The 17,387-nt window shown below is 34.7% G+C and carries 21 protein-coding genes; 18 read left to right on the top strand and 3 right to left on the bottom strand.

Annotated features, from left to right (window positions below; translation table 11 throughout):
• Positions 1-28 precede the first annotated feature (28 nt).
• From GFU89_RS14375 to GFU89_RS14320, 12 genes are all read left to right on the top strand, one after another.
• Positions 29-1,666 carry an ATP-binding protein gene (locus GFU89_RS14375; RefSeq protein ID WP_318847781.1) on the top strand — a complete coding sequence of 546 codons (1,638 nt, stop codon included), beginning with the start codon at positions 29-31 and terminating at the stop codon, positions 1,664-1,666.
• 10 nt (positions 1,667-1,676) lie between these two features.
• On the top strand, positions 1,677-2,339 hold the full coding sequence (locus tag GFU89_RS14370) for a DUF5932 domain-containing protein (protein WP_318847780.1): 663 nt from the start codon (positions 1,677-1,679) through the stop codon (positions 2,337-2,339).
• 117 nt (positions 2,340-2,456) lie between these two features.
• On the top strand, positions 2,457-3,122 hold the full coding sequence (locus GFU89_RS14365; RefSeq protein ID WP_318847779.1) for a response regulator: 666 nt from the start codon (positions 2,457-2,459) through the stop codon (positions 3,120-3,122).
• Positions 3,123-3,499: 377 nt separating this feature from the next.
• Positions 3,500-3,838 carry a YegP family protein gene (locus GFU89_RS14360; RefSeq protein WP_318847778.1) on the top strand — a complete coding sequence of 113 codons (339 nt, stop codon included), beginning with the start codon at positions 3,500-3,502 and terminating at the stop codon, positions 3,836-3,838.
• A gap of 5 nt (positions 3,839-3,843) precedes the next feature.
• Positions 3,844-4,914, top strand: coding sequence for a type I restriction endonuclease (locus GFU89_RS14355; protein ID WP_318847777.1), 1,071 nt, complete (start codon positions 3,844-3,846; stop codon positions 4,912-4,914).
• Between the two features lie 13 nt (positions 4,915-4,927).
• On the top strand, positions 4,928-5,455 hold the full coding sequence (locus tag GFU89_RS14350) for an SH3 domain-containing protein (protein ID WP_318847776.1): 528 nt from the start codon (positions 4,928-4,930) through the stop codon (positions 5,453-5,455).
• Positions 5,456-5,471: 16 nt separating this feature from the next.
• On the top strand, positions 5,472-6,098 hold the full coding sequence (locus GFU89_RS14345) for a PH domain-containing protein (protein WP_318847775.1): 627 nt from the start codon (positions 5,472-5,474) through the stop codon (positions 6,096-6,098).
• A gap of 3 nt (positions 6,099-6,101) precedes the next feature.
• Entirely contained in the window at positions 6,102-6,317 is a 216-nt protein-coding gene (locus GFU89_RS14340) for a TM2 domain-containing protein (RefSeq protein ID WP_318847774.1), read from the top strand.
• 9 nt (positions 6,318-6,326) lie between these two features.
• Complete coding sequence (locus GFU89_RS14335) at positions 6,327-6,728, top strand: DUF6804 family protein (RefSeq protein WP_318847773.1); 402 nt, start codon at positions 6,327-6,329, stop codon at positions 6,726-6,728.
• Between the two features lie 5 nt (positions 6,729-6,733).
• A complete protein-coding gene (locus GFU89_RS14330; RefSeq protein WP_318847772.1) occupies positions 6,734-7,141 on the top strand; it encodes a hypothetical protein in 408 nt (135 codons plus the stop codon).
• Between the two features lie 6 nt (positions 7,142-7,147).
• Positions 7,148-8,488, top strand: a complete 1,341-nt coding sequence (locus GFU89_RS14325) for a beta-carotene 15,15'-monooxygenase (protein ID WP_318847771.1) — start codon at positions 7,148-7,150, stop codon at positions 8,486-8,488.
• An 11-nt stretch (positions 8,489-8,499) separates the two neighbouring features.
• Positions 8,500-9,399, top strand: a complete 900-nt coding sequence (locus tag GFU89_RS14320) for a hypothetical protein (RefSeq protein ID WP_318847770.1) — start codon at positions 8,500-8,502, stop codon at positions 9,397-9,399.
• Between the two features lie 62 nt (positions 9,400-9,461).
• Here the strand turns inward: GFU89_RS14320 and GFU89_RS14315 are convergent, their stop codons facing one another.
• From GFU89_RS14315 to GFU89_RS14305, 3 genes are all read right to left on the bottom strand, one after another.
• The gene (locus GFU89_RS14315; protein WP_318847769.1) at positions 9,462-9,911 is read right to left on the bottom strand and encodes a GNAT family N-acetyltransferase; all 450 of its coding nucleotides are present in this window, start codon (positions 9,909-9,911) and stop codon (positions 9,462-9,464) included.
• Positions 9,904-10,527 carry a ribosome biogenesis GTP-binding protein YihA/YsxC gene (yihA, locus tag GFU89_RS14310; protein ID WP_318847768.1) on the bottom strand — a complete coding sequence of 208 codons (624 nt, stop codon included), beginning with the start codon at positions 10,525-10,527 and terminating at the stop codon, positions 9,904-9,906. Before yihA ends, GFU89_RS14315 begins: the two co-directional genes overlap by 8 nt.
• 69 nt (positions 10,528-10,596) lie before the next feature.
• A complete protein-coding gene (locus GFU89_RS14305) occupies positions 10,597-11,358 on the bottom strand; it encodes an alpha/beta hydrolase (RefSeq protein ID WP_318847767.1) in 762 nt (253 codons plus the stop codon).
• 272 nt (positions 11,359-11,630) lie between these two features.
• On the opposite strand from GFU89_RS14305, the gene mraZ reads away from it, so the two are divergent.
• From mraZ to GFU89_RS14275, 6 genes are all read left to right on the top strand, one after another.
• Entirely contained in the window at positions 11,631-12,089 is a 459-nt protein-coding gene (gene mraZ / locus GFU89_RS14300) for a division/cell wall cluster transcriptional repressor MraZ (RefSeq protein WP_318847766.1), read from the top strand.
• Between the two features lie 47 nt (positions 12,090-12,136).
• On the top strand, positions 12,137-13,030 hold the full coding sequence (gene rsmH, locus GFU89_RS14295) for a 16S rRNA (cytosine(1402)-N(4))-methyltransferase RsmH (RefSeq protein WP_318847765.1): 894 nt from the start codon (positions 12,137-12,139) through the stop codon (positions 13,028-13,030).
• Between the two features lie 62 nt (positions 13,031-13,092).
• Positions 13,093-13,458, top strand: a complete 366-nt coding sequence (locus GFU89_RS14290) for an FtsL-like putative cell division protein (RefSeq protein ID WP_318847764.1) — start codon at positions 13,093-13,095, stop codon at positions 13,456-13,458.
• Positions 13,442-15,433, top strand: coding sequence for a penicillin-binding transpeptidase domain-containing protein (locus tag GFU89_RS14285; protein ID WP_318847763.1), 1,992 nt, complete (start codon positions 13,442-13,444; stop codon positions 15,431-15,433). Before GFU89_RS14290 ends, GFU89_RS14285 begins: the two co-directional genes overlap by 17 nt.
• Positions 15,434-15,490: 57 nt before the next feature.
• A complete protein-coding gene (locus tag GFU89_RS14280; RefSeq protein ID WP_318847762.1) occupies positions 15,491-16,951 on the top strand; it encodes a UDP-N-acetylmuramoyl-L-alanyl-D-glutamate--2,6-diaminopimelate ligase in 1,461 nt (486 codons plus the stop codon).
• Positions 16,952-16,989: 38 nt separating this feature from the next.
• Entirely contained in the window at positions 16,990-17,370 is a 381-nt protein-coding gene (locus tag GFU89_RS14275; RefSeq protein ID WP_318847761.1) for a four helix bundle protein, read from the top strand.
• Positions 17,371-17,387 lie beyond the last annotated feature (17 nt).

Genomic DNA, 17,387 nt, shown 5'->3' with positions numbered 1-17,387 from the left:
TTTTTTTATTAAATTTGAAAAAAAACCATTGAAAACTCATATAACTTTTCTATTAATATTATTCCTTCTATTTTCTTGCTCAAGAAAAAAACCATCAGTAACCGATCGAATAAATTACGATAAGGGTTATGATTATTTAGAGGCATCAAAAAAAGACAGTGCATTTAAATATTTAAATAAGGCAAAAGATGATTTTATTCAAAAAGGATATCCTTCTTATACTGGAAATTGTTTAGTATTTATGGGAGTAATCCAATGTGAAGCAGGAGATTTCTATGGAGCGCAAGAAACAGCTTTATCAGCTATTAAATTTTTAGATACAAAAAAGGATTCGGTAGAACTTGTTTCCAATTACAATAACCTTGGTGTTTCTTGCCAAAAATTAAAAGATTATAAAAGAGCTGCAGAATTTTACACCCAGGCTGCACTATATGCTCAAAATCCTATTGAACGATTCACTCTTCTTAATAATAAGGCCGTTTCATTTGTATATTTGAGAGATTACGATAAGGCAATTAATATTTACAACAAAATTTTATCCTCTTCTAATATCGATAAAGGCTCTGTCATTTTCTCTAAAGTTTATGATAACCTTGCCTTTGCAAAATTTCAACAAAATTCTAAATATAATGCCGAATATGAACTGAACAAAGCCCTACATATACGAGAAAGCATAAAAGATACCGATGGACTAAATGCCAGTTTTTCTCACTTAACTGAATACTTTGAGAATCGCGATCCAACAAAAGCTCTTTTTTATGCAAAAAAAATGTTCCAGACCGCTTCAGTTAACAATAGCCCTGATGATAAATTAGAAGCCCTCCAAAAAATAATACAATTAGAAAAACCTGAAAATATAAAAACAACTTTCAGACAATATCAAAATTTGAAGGATAGTTTAGAAACAGCCAGAAATAAGTCTAAAAGTCAATTTGCTTTAGAAAGATATGATTCTGAAAAACTAAAAAGAGAAAATGTAGAAAAGGATAATAATATTCTAAAACTTTTGATTGGAGTAGTGATATTAATTGTTGCAATCATATTTATTATAATTGGTTACAGAAGAAGACAATTAAAATTAAAACAAGAAAAAGAAATCGAAGTTAAAAACACCCAGCTTAAAATGTCTAAAAAGGTTCATGATGTAGTTGCCAATGGGATTTACCAGGTGATGACAAAGATTGAAAACCAGGAAGATTTCGACCGGAATAAAGCGCTAGACGAACTGGAATTTGTGTATGAAAAATCCAGGGATATATCCTATGATAAAATTGGTGAAGAAAAAGAATTCAGTAAAGTAATTTCAGAACTTATTGCTTCTTTTAATAATGAAACGGTAAAAACCTTTACAGCTGGAAACAGTCCTGAAATTTGGGAATCCATTTCTGCTACAGTAAAAGAGGAAGTTTACCAAATGCTTCGCGAACTGATGGTGAATATGAAAAAACACAGCCATGCCAGCCATGTGGCCGTGAAGTTTGAAAAAATAAACAATATGGTTGAAATTCAATACAAAGACAATGGGATAGGAATTTCCGGTGATCTTGTATATAAAAATGGGTTACGCAATACGGCATCCCGCATTGAGGCAATTAACGGAACGATTACTTTTGACACGAAAATTGAAAAAGGGCTGAAAGTAAATCTTTCTTTCCCTATCTCCTAAACATAAAACCATGTTCAAAAAAGTTTTAATCGTCGAAGATCAGGAAATAATGAACCAGGGAATCCTGAATACAATAAAAGAATTAAACATCCCTGATTTTGAATATGTAACATATTGTGATGAAGCTTTAGGCAGAATCAAAAAAGCTTTGGAAATAGAGCGTCCTTATGAATTGCTTATCGCTGATCTGTCGTTTGACAAAGACCATATTTCCCAGAAGCTTCGTTCCGGACAGGAGCTTATCTTTGAAGCAAAAAAAGTTCAGCCCGGATTAAAAGTAGTGGTATTTTCAGTAGAAAAGAAAGCTAAAGCAATTGATGATCTTTACAAGTTATATCAAATTAACGGATTTGTAAGCAAGGCAAGGCATGATGGAAAAGACCTGAAAAGTGCAATACGAAGAATTTTTAATGGAGAAATCGTCATTCCACAAGAAGTTCTGAATACGATGCGCCATGTTTCTTCTGAGTTTAACATGTATGATATGAAATTACTTGAGATGCTTGCCAAAGGACTCAAACAAAGTGAAATAAGTACCTATCTGAAAGAACATCGAATGACACCTTATGGCATCAGATCTATTGAAAAAAGATTGAATGAACTTAGGGATAGTCTCGGTGCAAAAAACAATATTGAGATGATTGTGATCTGCAAAGATATTGGCCTGATCTGATGATCTCTGCTGAAAAGGTCATTTTTTCTTACGCTTTACGTGAAACCGTAATGATGAAAAAATAAATGAATATACTTTTGAGGTCTTAACCTATTTTTAAAATTAAACCGTATAACCATGTTCAAAAAAATTTTAATTGCCGAAGATCATGAAAGCATCAACATTTCCGTTCAGAAAACCCTTGAAGAACTGAATATACCAACGGTAGATTATGTATATTACTGTGATGATGCTATAGGAAAAATTCAGAAAGCATTACGGGAAGAGTATTCTTATGACCTCTTGATTACAGATTTGTATTATGAAGATGATCATCACGAGCAGAAACTTAAAGATGGAAAAGACCTCATCAGAAAAGCAAAGGAGATACAGCCTGATTTGAAGATCATAGTATTCTCGGCCGAACATAAAACGGGAGTCATAGAAAATCTTTTCTCAGATTACCAAATTAATGGTTTCGTTCGTAAAGCAAGAAACGATTCAAAAGATTTGAAAAAATCTATTGCAGCTGTATACATCGGGGAAAATTATTTATCTTTTGATCTGAAGGAAGATATGAAAAAGTTCAACAGCTATGAGTTTTCTACATTTGACATCACCCTCGTCTCCCTTCTTTCCAAAGGAATCTTACAGAAAAATATTCCTATACATCTAGAAGAAAGAAACATTAAGCCAGCCAGCCTTAGCAGTGTGGAAAAAAGATTAAATAGCCTGAAAGAAGACCTTCAAATAAACAGCAATGAGCAGCTGGTAGCCTTCTGCAAGGACATCGGGATCATATAAAACATAATTCATTTCACCTTACAGCCTTTCAAATTTTTTGAAAGGTTTTTTTATTTTTTGACCATTTTACGGAAACCCGTAACGGACCAAAATTTAATGCTCATATTTTTGGACTGTTAAACAATAAACAATTTTTATTATGAAAAAGGAATATTACCTTAATAAGAATCAGCAGTCAAATGGAGACTATGAAGTGCATGAAAGCTCATGCCGATTTTTACCATCTTCTGAAAATAGAATTTATTTAGGCAGTTTTTATACTTGTCAGGAAGCAGTAAATGAAGCGAAAAGACAATTTCCAATTCAAAGAAACAATATCAACGGGTGTTACTATTGTTCAAATGCATGTCATACAAGTTAAATAAGAAAAGCTAATCATGGGAAAATTCATAATCACTCAAAGAGTTAACAAAGAATATCAGTTTAATCTTAAAGCCGGAAATGGCGAAATTATTTTAACCAGCGAAGGATATGTTCAGAAAGCATCTTGTCAAAAAGGAATAGAATCCGTAAAAGTTAATTCACAGGATCTTTCAAGATACGACAGAAGAGTTGCAAAAAACGGAAAAGATTATTTCGTTTTAAAAGCAAGAAATGGTGAAATTATTGGAAACAGTCAAATGTACAGTTCCAAATCTGGAATGGAAAACGGTATTGCTTCCGTAAAATCAAATGCTCCGGCAGCAGAAATCGTTGATGAAACGTTAAAAAACTAAAAACTATGGATCTTAAAATTAAACTTGAGCAGCTGTATCAGAAAGTAATTGGTCTTAAAGACAAGATAGGAACAGAAGAAGCTACAAAAAATGCCTTTGTAATGCCTTTCATACAAATCCTTGGTTATGATATTTTCAATCCTACTGAAGTAGTACCAGAGCACGTTTGTGATATTGGAACTAAGAAAGGAGAAAAAGTGGATTATGTGATCAAAAATAATGATGACCCCATCTTCATTATTGAATGTAAACACTGGAAAGAAAGTGCCGATGCTCACAATTCGCAGCTTCACAGGTATTATCATGTTTCTAAAACGAGATTCGGAGTTTTGACCAATGGGATTGTGTATAACTTTTATACGGATCTTGAAAAACCGAATATTATGGATGAAAAACCGTTCTTCACCATTAATATTGAGGATCTAAAAGACAGTTCTATTAAAATTCTGGAAAGTTTCACAAAGAAAGATTATAACCTGGAAAGTATTCTTGATTCTGCAGAAGCATTAAAGTATATCAAAGCCATCAGAAAAGAATTCGAAAAAGAAATCGAAAACCCGTCTGACGAACTGGTAAAACTTCTGGTGAATCGTTTCTTTGAAAAACCCTTAACAGCAAACAGAATGGTTTCTTTCAAAGAATATGCTAAAAAAGCTTTAACGACTTCTATTAATGAATCCATCAGCTTCCGGTTAAAGTCTGCATTGAGCATTAATGAACAAATTGAAAAAAGGGAAGATGAAGTAAAAACATCACAACCCATTGATGAAAATAATGATTCTAAAATTGTAACTACAGAGGAAGAGCTCGAAGGTTTTCAAATTGTAAAAGCCATTCTAAGGGAGAAAATTCCATCTTCAAGAATTGCTTACAGAGATACTCTTTCCTATTTCGGGATTTTATTAGATGATAACAACAGAAAGCCACTTTGCAGATTGCATTTTAATACAACCAACAAATATCTGGAGACTTTCCACAACGGAAAAGAAGCAGGAGAAAAGATTTTATTGAATACTCTTGATGAAATCTACAATTACAGAAATCAGCTTCATCTGACATTGGAAAACTATACCTAAAAAATAAATAACCATGAGAACTTTAATATTTTTCATAATACTGATATTCAGCCTATTTCTTTTAAATTCTTGTTTTAAAGCCAATGACAATGTAGGACACGGCGGAAGATGCACGGGGTCTGCCTATTGCACTGCATGCTCCAATTGCTCAAGATGCGGACATTGCAGTGGTGGTGGAACGTGTGGAGTTTGTGGAGGAGGCTCTTCCGGAAAGAGTTCATCATCAGGGAGATCCAGTAAAAAAAATAAGTCTGAAAAACACAATCCTTCTGATTCTTATAAATCCTCAAAAGCAAAATCCAGTAAACCACCAAAAGTATTTATTGATGACGTAAATGTAAACCTTAATTCTAATAACAGATACATTGCAGGACCCGAAAGCATCAATATTTATGAAAAGCCCACATTTAAGTCTAAAATATTAGCAGCGGTACCGAGAGATACCAAATTGATAAAGCTGGCAACAGAAGGCTCATGGTACAAAGTACAAGTTAAATCAAGTGGGAAAAAAGGATATATATTCAATAAAGACATAAAATAATCAAAAACAAAATAATATGAACTTAAAGAAATTTTTAAATGAAGAACAAGATCCTCAAGCTGTTGAAAAGCTTTTAGGAAGAATCAACAGTCTTCTTACCTCACAAGAAGTTGTAGAATATATAGCTGTTCAGAAGAAACCTGTAATCAATTTATCACCAGATTGTATTGCCCTAACCAATAGAAGAATCATTTTCTGCAGGCCGAAAACCTTCGGTTTATCAATGGATTTTCAAGATTACAACTGGGTTGATATAGCTGATTGCCATATCAAGGAAGGAATTGTGGGTGCTACATTTATCATGAGAACAACAAACAGTCTTACCAATATGATGGATTATCTCCCTAAAAAACAAGCCAGAAAGCTGTATCAGTTTGCACAGGAAGTGGAAGAAAAAATGCGGGGGCTCAGACGAGAAAAAAATCTTGAAACATTGAGAGCCTCTGCAGGAGGTGTTACTGTGAATAATGCAACCCCAATTATTACACAACCACAACAATTTTATCAGGAAAAAGAGCCACTAATGATTGAGAGTGAAGATCCTTTTGCACTGTTGCAGAAACTAAAAGGTCTAAAAGAAAGTGGAATAATTTCTCCTGAGGAATTTGAAGTAAAAAAGAACGAAATCTTATCTAGAGTCTAAATTATGAAATCAAAATCTACCACCACTCTACTTGCATTTTTCCTTGGAGGATTAGGCATTCACAGATTTTACTTAGGCCAAAATGTTATGGGAATACTGTATCTAATCTTTTGCTGGACCTTCATTCCTGCATTAATAGCATTTGTCGACTTCTTCGTCTTTATTTTTATGTCTGAAAGCCGTTTTAATTATAAATATAATCTCAAAACAGGATTTTAAACAAACATTATGAAACCATTTCTCACCTTCTGTGCGGTATGTTGTTTCGCTGGTATTTTCAAACTTCCTATAGAATATTATACTTTTCTCAGAATTCTTATTTCCATTGGAGCTTTATTGGTTTTATACAATACTTTAAGCTCTAGACAACATTATTTCAGTATACTATTTCTAATCATTCTCATTCTTTTCAATCCCATTTTTCCTTTTTATTTATATCGGAAAAGCGTTTGGATACCGATTGATGTCATTACAGGAATTTTATTTCTGCTGATCAATTTCGTAGAAAGAAAAGAACAAAAAAAGGAAGAAGAAATTACTGAAGAAACCATAGAACAATCTGCTCCCATCCACCAAAGAACTGTTTCAAGAGACAGAATCATTAATCCAAAAATACCAAAAGAAGAATAACCATTATGGAAAACAATCAAATAACTGAAAATCTCAAAGCTCATTTTTTACGGTTGTATCAAATGGCCATCTGTGATGATGATTTCAGCGCATTAGAATTAAAAATGCTCTATAAATGTGCGGAAGAAAGAGGGATTTCATCAAAAAATTTAGACGAAATTCTTTTAAATCCTATCAATTTAAAATCATTGATTCCGAAAACTATAGAAGAAAAAGTTGATTATCTGTATGATCTCACCGTCATGATCTGGGCAGATGGAATTGTTTCCCCAAACGAATATTCTGCGATGCAAAAATACGTTTTGATGTTTGGCTTTTTGGAAGAAAACGCAACTGCAATTGTAGATTATCTCATTGAAGCCGTAAAAATTGGAAAGAATAAAAGCGAAATTTTATATGAATTAAAAAACTAACTCATCATGGATACCATCAGTATAAAAAATTTATTTAAACTAAAATCTGTTCCGATAGAACCCCAACAGGAACAGCTACCCAAAAATGAAATCGATGCAACCGATGAATCTTTAGAAGAAAGCAGAAAAAGAACCTATCACGAGTCCGGTTACAGAGACAGCTCGCGAACCAGTGGAAACCACTCTACTCTGTCCATATGTCTGGATGCCGTCTATTCGAAATTTCAAAACGAAGAAAAAGAAATGGTAGAAAAACAGCAAAAGCTTAAAGAATCTTACGTTAACGAACAAAAAAACAGGGAAACAGAGATTAAAGCATTAATTGTTTCACAGGAAACCAAAGAAGAACAATTAAAAAATAAAAATGCAGAAGTAGAAAACCATCAACATACAATTGAAAATTTAAAAGCCGAAATTCTTGACCTTCCCAGAAACCCGGAAAAGCACAATGTAAAAGCAACAAGAGGAGCTTCTGCAAAATTCTGGATCGGGCTTTTCCTTTTGTTTCCTATCACTTTATATTTAGGAACATTTTATATCTCAACATCATATTCTGCTTTCTTTAAAAGTTTTGATGCAAAAAGTACGGTGATTCAAAGTGTTTTGGATGCTCAGGCTTTCAGCAAAGCCTGGAACGAGGGTGTTATTGAAGGAGCTTTTGTTACCCTGATTCCGTTTGTATTTCTCGGGCTGGGCTATTTGATTCATATGTTTTGGGAGAATAAAACAAGAGCCAATTATATCAAGCTGGGATTATTATTTATCGTAACATTCATTTTCGACTGCATTTTAGCCTACGAAATTGAATCAAAATTATATGAACTCAATAAAACCTTTGAGTCTCCACCATTTGATATCAAAATAGCTTTTACCAAAATTCAGTTTTGGGGAATTATTTTCGCAGGTTTCATTGTATATATTATTTGGGGGCTGGTTTTTGATTTTGTTATGAAAGAGCACCGTGAAAAAGACAAGATCAAGAACGAACAGGAAATCAGACAGAAAAGGGTTGAATTCTTTCAGGAAAAGATTAGTGTTTTGAAAAGAGAAATTGAAGAGATTCTTGCCAGTATCGCAACAATAAAGGAAACTATTATCAAAACACGAGGAAGAATCGAAGAACTTCAAAATATTATTGACGGAGTTATTATTCCAACCAAAGATTACAAATTGTATGCTTCGGAATATGTTCAGGGCTGGGTCACTTTTATTGGTGAAAAAATAGCCGTATCAAGAACAGAAAAACAAACGATGATTGACGACTGCATTGCCACTTACAATACCAATCTGGAAACTGTGGGTGCTAATTCCGACAATCAAAACTTAGTGTATTTATCATCTTTATAATATCACAGATTATGAAAAAATTACTTTATTTATTAATGATCATTTCTTTGGTTTCCTGTTGCAAAAGCAAAGATGACGGAACAATCACAAGAAATAAGGATTCTATTGTTTTTGACTCAAACAATATCAATGTCAGTATTTTGATTGATTTATCCGACAGGATTGATCCTAACACCAATCCAAATCCTACAATGGAATATTACCAAAGGGATACAGAATATATCAAGACCATTGAGAAAGGATTTTTAAATCATATTAAATCAAAAAGAATTATCACTTATGATGATCAGATGCAGGTTTTCTTCAACCCGGAGCCCTCAGACCCGAAAATGAATGAACTCACAAAGGAGCTGAAAGTTTCTTTCAATAAGGATATTCCAAGAAGTTATTTTGATTCCGTTGACAAAAAATATTCGGAATTACCTTTAAAAATTTATCAATCAGCAATAAAAGATGGCAAATATGTAGGTTCAGATATCTGGGAATTCTTCAAAAACAAAGTGAAAGATTATTGCATAAAAGATGATCGCAGAAACATCCTTTTCATTTTGACCGACGGTTATATGTATCATCAAAATACTAAGTTTGAAGAAAAAAATGAAAGCTCATATAGAACTTCTTATTTAACAACCAAGCTTATAAAAGCTAATGACTTAACCACATCTGGTTTTAAAGATACTATTAAAAAAAATGGCTATGGCTTTGTAAAAGCAAATGAAAATCTGAGTAATCTCGAAGTCATTGTTTTAGGAATCAATCCGGCAAAAGGGAATCCTTTCGAAGAAGCCGTTATTAAAGAATACTGGGAAAATTGGTTTAAAGAAATGAAAATTAAAAAGTATCAGATCAAATCCGCTGATCTTCCCTCCAACCTAGAACCGATTATCTTAAAAGCGATTTCAGGGAAATAAAAAAACACACTCAATATATTTACCTATTAAAAAAGCGAAGAATTAAATTTCCTCGCTTTTATTTATTTTCTTATCATTTCCGTATGCGGGATATCATCTTCAAGATATTTATTCCCCGTATCTACAAATCCGAATCCGCTGTAAAATCTTAACAGATAATCCTGCGCAGATATTTTAATTTCAGAAGTATGAAAACGGTTTTCTATGATTTCTACAGCATATTGTATCAACTGTTTTCCAAGGCTTTTTCCTCTTGCCTGCTCCGTAGTCAGAACTCTTCCGAAAGAAGTTTCATCATATTTTATTCCTTTATCAAAAACACGGCAATAGGCAAGCACCTGTCCGTCTTCTTCAGCCCAGATATGAACTGCTTTCTGATCATAATTATCCAGATCAGGATAAGGACAATTCTGTTCAATAACAAAAACATCTATACGGGCTTTCAGTACCGAATATAATTCCGGAACGGTAAATTCATCAAACGATTTGATTTTCCAGACAATATTACTCATCGAAGCTTATATTATTATTTGTCAAAAACTCATTGGTCTTTTGGATAAAATCAAGAATTTTATCTCCACCCTCTTTCTTCTCTGCTGAGGTAAGATATAATTCAGGAAGGTCTTCCCAGGTTTTATGAAGTTCAGTTTTGTAATCTTCAACATTTTTAATGGCAACATTCGGCTTTAGTTTATCAGCCTTTGTAAATACTATTGAAAATGGTATTCCGCTTTCACCGCACCATTGGATAAATTCCAGGTCAATTTTCTGCGGATTGTGTCTTGAATCGACCAAAACAAAAAGGTTCACCAGATTTCTTCTGTTCAGAATATAGTTCGTAATCAGTTTTTCAAAATCCTTTCGCTGAACTTTTGAAACCTTTGCATACCCATAGCCCGGTAAATCGGTAAGGTACCAGTTTTCATTCACCAAAAAATGATTGATCAGCTGAGTTTTTCCCGGAGTCCCAGACGTTTTAGCCAAATCTTTATGATTCATCATGGCATTGATCAATGATGACTTTCCTACGTTTGACCTTCCTATAAAAGCATATTCAGGAATATTGGGTTCAGGGCATTCCTGCCATTTTCCGCTGCTCTTTACAAACTCTGCTGTCTTGATAATCATTTTTGAATGTATTTTAGAAAAATAAACCATTAAGAAAAGCTCTTAATGGTCATTTTATAATGTTACTTATTAAACTTTATCTTTTATCCAGTTGTACAGGATTTCATTGAATTCATCCGGTTTTTCCATCATGGCTGCATGGCCGCAATGGTCTATCCAGAATAAATCCGAATTAGGAATAAACTTATGCATATCCTCAGCCACTTCCGGAGGAGTTACATTATCCTGTCTTCCCCAGATCAGACACGTAGGGGTCAAAATCTTCGGAAGATCGTTCAGCATATTGTGTTTGATGGCACTTCTAGCCAGCATTACTGTTTTTATTCCTTTCATTCTGTCATTTACCACCCCGAAAACTTCATCTACAAGATCCTCTGTCGCAATCTTTGGATCATAGAAAACTTCTTCCGTTTTCTTTCTGATATAAGATCGGTCATTTTTCCTTGGAAAACTGTCCCCGAAAGTTCTTTCATATAATCCGGAACTTCCTGTAAGCACAAGATTTTTCACCAAATCTGGTCTTGCTAAAGTCAAGATAAGCCCTACATGCCCTCCCATTGAGTTTCCCATAATGGTAACCGGACCTGAAATATGACTTTCTATAAACTTGATAATATATTTTGCGATAGTGGTAAGATTCGTATTGAGTACCGGCAGATCATAGATCGGCAGCTGAGGAACATATACTTTGAAGCCTCTCTCCGAAAAAAAATCTACCATTTTATCGAAATTACTCAAACCACCCATTAACCCGTGCAACAGCACTAATGGATGTCCTTCTCCCGCTTCTACATAGGAATATTTCTTTTCTTTTTTTGTACTAAATATCATAAAACGCCTTAATAAAGCCCTGCAAAAATACAAATTAAACCTCAAAAAAATTTTGATTATCCTAATTTAAGATAAAAATAATATAATATTCTCCTTTTTAACTTTTTTTTTCAAAATCGCTTTATTATGGGCTAAATAACACTTCCAGCAACCTCCTTTATATCAGTATTTTACATTATCGAAATTCAATCTCTAATAAAACTTATTAACATTGAGTCAAAAAGTGGGAAAAAGTGGGAAATTTTGGAAATTATTATATAAATTTGTCCCAAATGAAAAATTTCATTGGAACATATGAGTGTAAAATTGACGATAAAGGCCGCTTAAAAGTTCCTTCATCTTTAATTAAGCAGATGGAAGACTTCGACGATAAGGCGTTTGTAGTCAAAAGATCTGTGTTCCAACCTTGTCTGGAAGTCTATCCTATGAACGCATGGGACAAACTGATGGGCAAAATTAATAAACTGAACAGGTTCATAAAAAAGAATGCTGATTTCATACGAATGTTTACGGCAGGAGTAAAGACAGTAGAATTGGATAATGCGGGAAGATTACAGATCTCTAAAGACCTGACGAATTTCGCAAATCTTCACAAAGATATTGTGATTACCAGCGCGGGAGAGCTCTTCGAAATTTGGGATAAAGAAGCCTATGAAAAGGTCATCTCAACCAACGAAACTGATTTTGCAAGTCTTGCTGAAGATGTGATGGGCTCTTTCGATGAAGAATAACTGTAGGTTATTAATTGATTATTATTAAATAAAAAACACAATTAAGCATGTATCATAACCCCGTTTTGTTGAAGCAGAGTGTAGATGATTTGGTGACGAATCCTGACGGAATATATGTGGACTGCACCTTTGGAGGCGGAGGCCACTCCAGGGAGATTTTGAGCAGACTTTCTGACAAAGGAAGATTGTTCAGCTTTGACCAGGATCTGGATGCACTTAAAAATACAATTGATGATCCTAGATTTACATTAGTTAATCAGAATTTCAGATTTCTGGAAAACTCATTATTGATGTACGGAGCTCCTCAGGTAGATGGTGTTTTGGCCGACCTGGGTGTTTCTTCACACCAGTTTGATGAAGCAGACAGAGGTTTCTCCACAAGAAGCAACGCTCCTTTGGATATGAGGATGAATGTAATGCAGAACCTTGATGCCAAAAGAGTGATCAATGAATATGAAGAAAGCGAACTTGCAGACATTTTCTATCACTATGGAGAATTAAGAGAAGCGAGAAAGCTGGCTAGAGAAATTGTTCATCACAGAAAGACAAAAAGTATAGATACTACTGAGGATTTGAAAAAGCTTTTCAGCTACATTCCGCCTCATAAGGTAAATAAATTTTATGCCCAGCTTTTTCAGGCGATAAGAATTGAGGTTAATCAGGAGCTTGAAGCATTAAAAGAAATGCTCGTTCAGGCTTACAATGTTTTAAAACCGGAAGGAAGATTAGTCGTTATTTCTTACCACTCTTTAGAAGACCGTTTGGTAAAAAGATTCCTGAAAAACGGAATGTTCGAGGGAGAACCGCAAAGAGATATCTACGGAAATTATAAAAAGGTATTCGAATTGATAAAGAGTAAAGCGATCATTCCTGACAATCAGGAAATCGAAGAAAACTCAAGAGCAAGAAGTGCCAAAATGAGAACAGGAATAAAAGTATAAATGATCAATCATAAGTGATAAGCGATATCAATTATCTTTTATCATTAATTATAAATAAAGCTTTGGCAAAAAGAACAACAAATCGCCCCCAGAAAAGACTCACTTTTATAGATATTATAAAAGGAAACTTTCTGAATCGTGATGAGATCAAAATACATTACAAGTATTTTCTCCTGTTGTTTATATTGATGATGGCCATGATTTATACCAACCATCTCGTCAATAAGAAAATTAAAATAGTCAACACCTTAAAGGAGGAAACAGAAGAATACAAATCACGAAATGCTTACGCCCAGAGTAAGCTGATCAAAGTAAAAATGGAATCAGAACTGGGGAAAGAGGTCGCCCGGGACTCATTAATGACCCTGGAAAACCACCCTCACAAATTGCTAATAAAACTGGACAGTACAGATGCAAAAGCAAAATGAATACGATAACAAACGTAAGAAAACGTTACGATGGGGCTACCTCTTTGCAGTGGTAGCTTTGTGCGTGTTTGTAATGTTCTTGGCAAGGATTGTAATTCTTCAGAATACGAATGTTCAGGAAATCAAAGACGATTACATTAATAAAAACTATCGCGAAGCTACTTTAAAGGCTGCCCGTGGTAACCTTTTTGCGTCTGATGGCTCTATTCTCGCCACCACAGTAATGCGGTATGACATCTATCTTGACTTCAAAACGATGAAAGATACGGTGTACTCCAACAACATCGGAGCGTTGACTGATTCTTTGAGCAAAATGTTCGGAAAATCCAGAGGAGAATTCAGACAGAAGTTTGACGAACAGAAGAAAAAGAAAAACCAATACTACACTTTGGCAAAAGGCCTTGATTTTGACCAATACGACAGAATCAGAAAGTTCCCGATCTTCAAAAGAGGAAAAAACAAAGGGGGATTTATTGTTGACCGAAACTATAAAAGAGAATTGGCCACATCAGAAATCGGAGCCGGAACCATTGGTATGGATAATGGTGAGCTTAAGTCCGGACTGGAAGGTGCTTTCTCAAAATATTTAACTGGAACAGACGGAAAAAGACTTGAGCAGAGAATCAATTCTTCACAATGGAAACCAATCGACTTCTGGAAAGTTAAAGAACCGGTAGATGGAGAAGATGTTTACACCACCTTAGACCTTAGAATTCAAGACATTGCACACTCTGCTCTGGAGAAACAACTGATCCATTTCGAGGCAAAACACGGCACCGTAATTGTGATGGAGGTTGAAACAGGAAAAGTACGGGCTCTTGTCAACTTAAGAAGAACAGAGTCAGGAGATTATGAAGACGCTTACAACTACGCCCTAAAAGATAATATTGAGCCGGGATCCACTTTTAAAACCATTTCGCTTTTAGCAGCAATGGATGACGGTTTCATTGATGAAAACACAACCGTAAATGTAGGAAACGGTGTCTGGGTATATGCCAAACAGAGAATTTCTGACGGCCACGGCGGAGGAACTTATGATATCAGTGACGTTTTGGCGAAGTCCAGTAACGTAGGAACTTCAAAGCTGATTACAAAATATTATGCAGAGAAGCCACAGATTTTCCTTGATCACCTGAAACGTTGGAAATTATTCGACAAAATGGATATCGAACTCCCGGGAATTACAAAACCGAAAATCGTAACTCCACAGAATAAGAGATGGAATGCCGCAACGCTGGCTTCTATTTCTTACGGATACTCTTCCAATATCAACCTGCTTCAATTGACTACTTTCTATAACGGAATTGCTAATGGTGGTAAGATGCTTAAGCCTTTATTCATTGATAAAATCATGAAAGACGGAAAGGTAATATATGGCGCGAAACCTGAGGTAATGGTAAACAAAATGGCATCAGAAAAGGCTATCAAAATGATGACCAGTGCTTTAACCAAAGCCGTAGAAAAAGGAACAGGACGAAGCATTTTTACCCCGAATCTTAAAATGGCAGGTAAAACCGGAACCGCAAGATTTGAATACTGGCTGCCTGGTCCTATGAAATACAGAGCATCATTCGCCGGATTTTATCCTGCAGACGCACCAAAATACACCTGTTATGTAATGATAAGTGAACCCAATACATCAATAGGATTTTATGGAGGACCTGTTTCAGCACCGGTGTTTAAGGAAATAGCAGGTAAAACATTCCTGAAAACGCCTCAGAATATTGAAAAAGAAATGCTTGTAGACAAAAAGGTAAACCTGAGTAAAATGGTAGAACCCAATGTAAAAATAGCAGTGAATGATAAGCAAATGCCTAATGTAGTAGGATTAATTGGTAAGAATATTATTCCGCAATTGGAAAACTTAGGATACCGTGTCGACTATAAAGGAGTGGGAAGAATTAAAGAACAGTTCCCTCTGGAAGGTACAACGATCAGTAAGAACCAGAGAATTTATTTGTCTCTGCAAAATTAAAAACAAGTCCCGCAAGGACAATTTAAACCAAAATAAGGCAAAGCCTTATTGATAAAAATGATTATAACAGAATTAGTAAACAGAATCCCAGTACTGGAAATTCACGGTGATAACAACCGTGAGGTTACGGAATTGGTAATCGACAGCAGAAAGGTTACGGAAAATGCTCTTTATATTGCAATGAGGGGAACCGTGGTGGATGGTCACTCATTCATTGCTTCTGCTATTGAAAAAGGTGCTACAGCAATCGTTTGCGAAGAATTTCCAGAAACATTGGTTGAAAATATAACCTATGTTCAGGTAAAAGATGCATCTAAAGCTCTGGGCCACCTTGCTTCTAATTTCTACGGAAATCCTTCCCAGAAATTAAAGCTGATAGGAGTTACTGGAACGAATGGAAAAACGTCCGTTTCTACCCTTCTTTTTGATGTTTTCAAAAACCTGGGCTATGAATCTGCTTTGCTTTCCACTGTTGAAATCAGAATCGGAGAAGAAATCATTCCAGCTACCCATACTACTCCTGATGTGATTACAATCAATAGGATTTTAGCTGAAGCGGTAGAAAAAGGATGTGAATTTGCTTTCATGGAAGTAAGCTCACACGGAATCGCTCAAAACAGAATTGAAGGACTACACTTCAAAATAGCAGGTTTCACCAACCTTACTCACGATCATTTAGACTATCATAAAACCTTCGAAGAATATTTAAAAACAAAGAAAAGATTCTTTGACGGACTAGAAGATACAGCCATTGCCATCACCAATATAGATGACAAGAATGGTAATGTCATGCTTCAGAATACTAAGGCCAAAAAGAAGTCTTACGCTCTGAAAACCATGGCAGATTATCACGGAAAATTATTGGAAGTAGATTTCAACGGCATGCTGTTGAACTTCAACGGAAAAGAATTCTGGACGACACTCACCGGAAAATTCAATGTATACAATTTGCTGCTTGTATTCGGAATAGCTGAAGAGCTTGGTTTTGAGCAGGATGAAATTCTTCAGGCAGTCAGCAAATTAAAAAGAGTTTCCGGAAGATTTGAAACCTTCAAATCCGATGGCGGAATTTTCTTTATCGTAGATTATGCACACACTCCGGATGCATTGGAAAACATTCTGGACAGCATCAACGATATCAGAACCAAAAATGAAAGATTAATCACCGTATTTGGTTGCGGAGGAGACAGAGATCACTCCAAAAGACCTGAAATGGGAAATATTGCCTCTAAAAAATCAACATTGGCAATCATCACTTCAGATAATCCGAGAACAGAAGATCCTACGCAGATCATCAAAGAAATTGAAGCAGGTATTGAACCTCAAAACTTCAGCAAATACACTTCAATTCCGGACAGAAGAGAAGCCATAAAGATGGCCATAAAATTTGCAGAACCTAAAGATATCGTTTTGGTTGCCGGAAAAGGCCACGAAACCTATCAGGAGATAAATGGTGTAAAACATCATTTTGATGACAAAGAAGTAATTAATGAGCTTTGGAAATTAATGTCCAAATAGATTGAAAGATTAAACTCATTTAATGATTTAAAAATTTGATGATGGCGAAGAATTTTGAAAACTTTCCTGTATATATCAAAAGTTTAGATCTTATTGAAAAAGTGTATGAGTTTATTCAAAATCAAAGCTTTCAAAAAGAATTTGAATTTAATAACCAGATAAAAAGAGCGAGCTTTTCAATTAGCAATAATATTGCAGAAGGCTCAGAATATAATAATAACAGACAATTTATTAGATATTTAAAAATTGCAAAAGGCAGCTGTGCAGAAGTAAAAAGTATGCTGATTGTAAGTAAAAGATTAAAATTAGGTGACGAAAATAAAGCTGAAGAAATTATCACCCTTTCAAGAGAAGTTTCTTCAAACATATCAAACTTTATTAAATATTTAAGTGAAAATATTGAGAGACCCAATCTTTAAATCTTTAAATAAATTAA

Source organism: Chryseobacterium sp. JV558, from assembly GCF_033712365.1.
In the GTDB taxonomy this organism is placed as follows: domain Bacteria; phylum Bacteroidota; class Bacteroidia; order Flavobacteriales; family Weeksellaceae; genus Chryseobacterium.
Note: the sequence above shows the minus strand (reverse complement) of the source record. Positions and strands in the feature narration are given on the sequence as shown.

Coding starts and splice junctions, on each gene's coding strand:
- GFU89_RS14340 (WP_318847774.1), top strand. CDS start 6,102: ATGAAATCAAAATCTACCACCACTCTACTTGCATTTTTCCTTGGAGGA.
- GFU89_RS14325 (WP_318847771.1), top strand. CDS start 7,148: ATGGATACCATCAGTATAAAAAATTTATTTAAACTAAAATCTGTTCCG.
- mraZ (WP_318847766.1), top strand. CDS start 11,631: ATGAAAAATTTCATTGGAACATATGAGTGTAAAATTGACGATAAAGGC.
- GFU89_RS14315 (WP_318847769.1), bottom strand. CDS start 9,911: ATGAGTAATATTGTCTGGAAAATCAAATCGTTTGATGAATTTACCGTT.
- GFU89_RS14360 (WP_318847778.1), top strand. CDS start 3,500: ATGGGAAAATTCATAATCACTCAAAGAGTTAACAAAGAATATCAGTTT.
- GFU89_RS14285 (WP_318847763.1), top strand. CDS start 13,442: ATGCAAAAGCAAAATGAATACGATAACAAACGTAAGAAAACGTTACGA.
- GFU89_RS14345 (WP_318847775.1), top strand. CDS start 5,472: ATGAACTTAAAGAAATTTTTAAATGAAGAACAAGATCCTCAAGCTGTT.
- GFU89_RS14365 (WP_318847779.1), top strand. CDS start 2,457: ATGTTCAAAAAAATTTTAATTGCCGAAGATCATGAAAGCATCAACATT.
- GFU89_RS14280 (WP_318847762.1), top strand. CDS start 15,491: ATGATTATAACAGAATTAGTAAACAGAATCCCAGTACTGGAAATTCAC.
- GFU89_RS14350 (WP_318847776.1), top strand. CDS start 4,928: ATGAGAACTTTAATATTTTTCATAATACTGATATTCAGCCTATTTCTT.
- rsmH (WP_318847765.1), top strand. CDS start 12,137: ATGTATCATAACCCCGTTTTGTTGAAGCAGAGTGTAGATGATTTGGTG.
- GFU89_RS14275 (WP_318847761.1), top strand. CDS start 16,990: ATGATGGCGAAGAATTTTGAAAACTTTCCTGTATATATCAAAAGTTTA.
- GFU89_RS14330 (WP_318847772.1), top strand. CDS start 6,734: ATGGAAAACAATCAAATAACTGAAAATCTCAAAGCTCATTTTTTACGG.
- GFU89_RS14370 (WP_318847780.1), top strand. CDS start 1,677: ATGTTCAAAAAAGTTTTAATCGTCGAAGATCAGGAAATAATGAACCAG.
- yihA (WP_318847768.1), bottom strand. CDS start 10,527: ATGATTATCAAGACAGCAGAGTTTGTAAAGAGCAGCGGAAAATGGCAG.
- GFU89_RS14305 (WP_318847767.1), bottom strand. CDS start 11,358: ATGATATTTAGTACAAAAAAAGAAAAGAAATATTCCTATGTAGAAGCG.
- GFU89_RS14355 (WP_318847777.1), top strand. CDS start 3,844: ATGGATCTTAAAATTAAACTTGAGCAGCTGTATCAGAAAGTAATTGGT.
- GFU89_RS14320 (WP_318847770.1), top strand. CDS start 8,500: ATGAAAAAATTACTTTATTTATTAATGATCATTTCTTTGGTTTCCTGT.
- GFU89_RS14335 (WP_318847773.1), top strand. CDS start 6,327: ATGAAACCATTTCTCACCTTCTGTGCGGTATGTTGTTTCGCTGGTATT.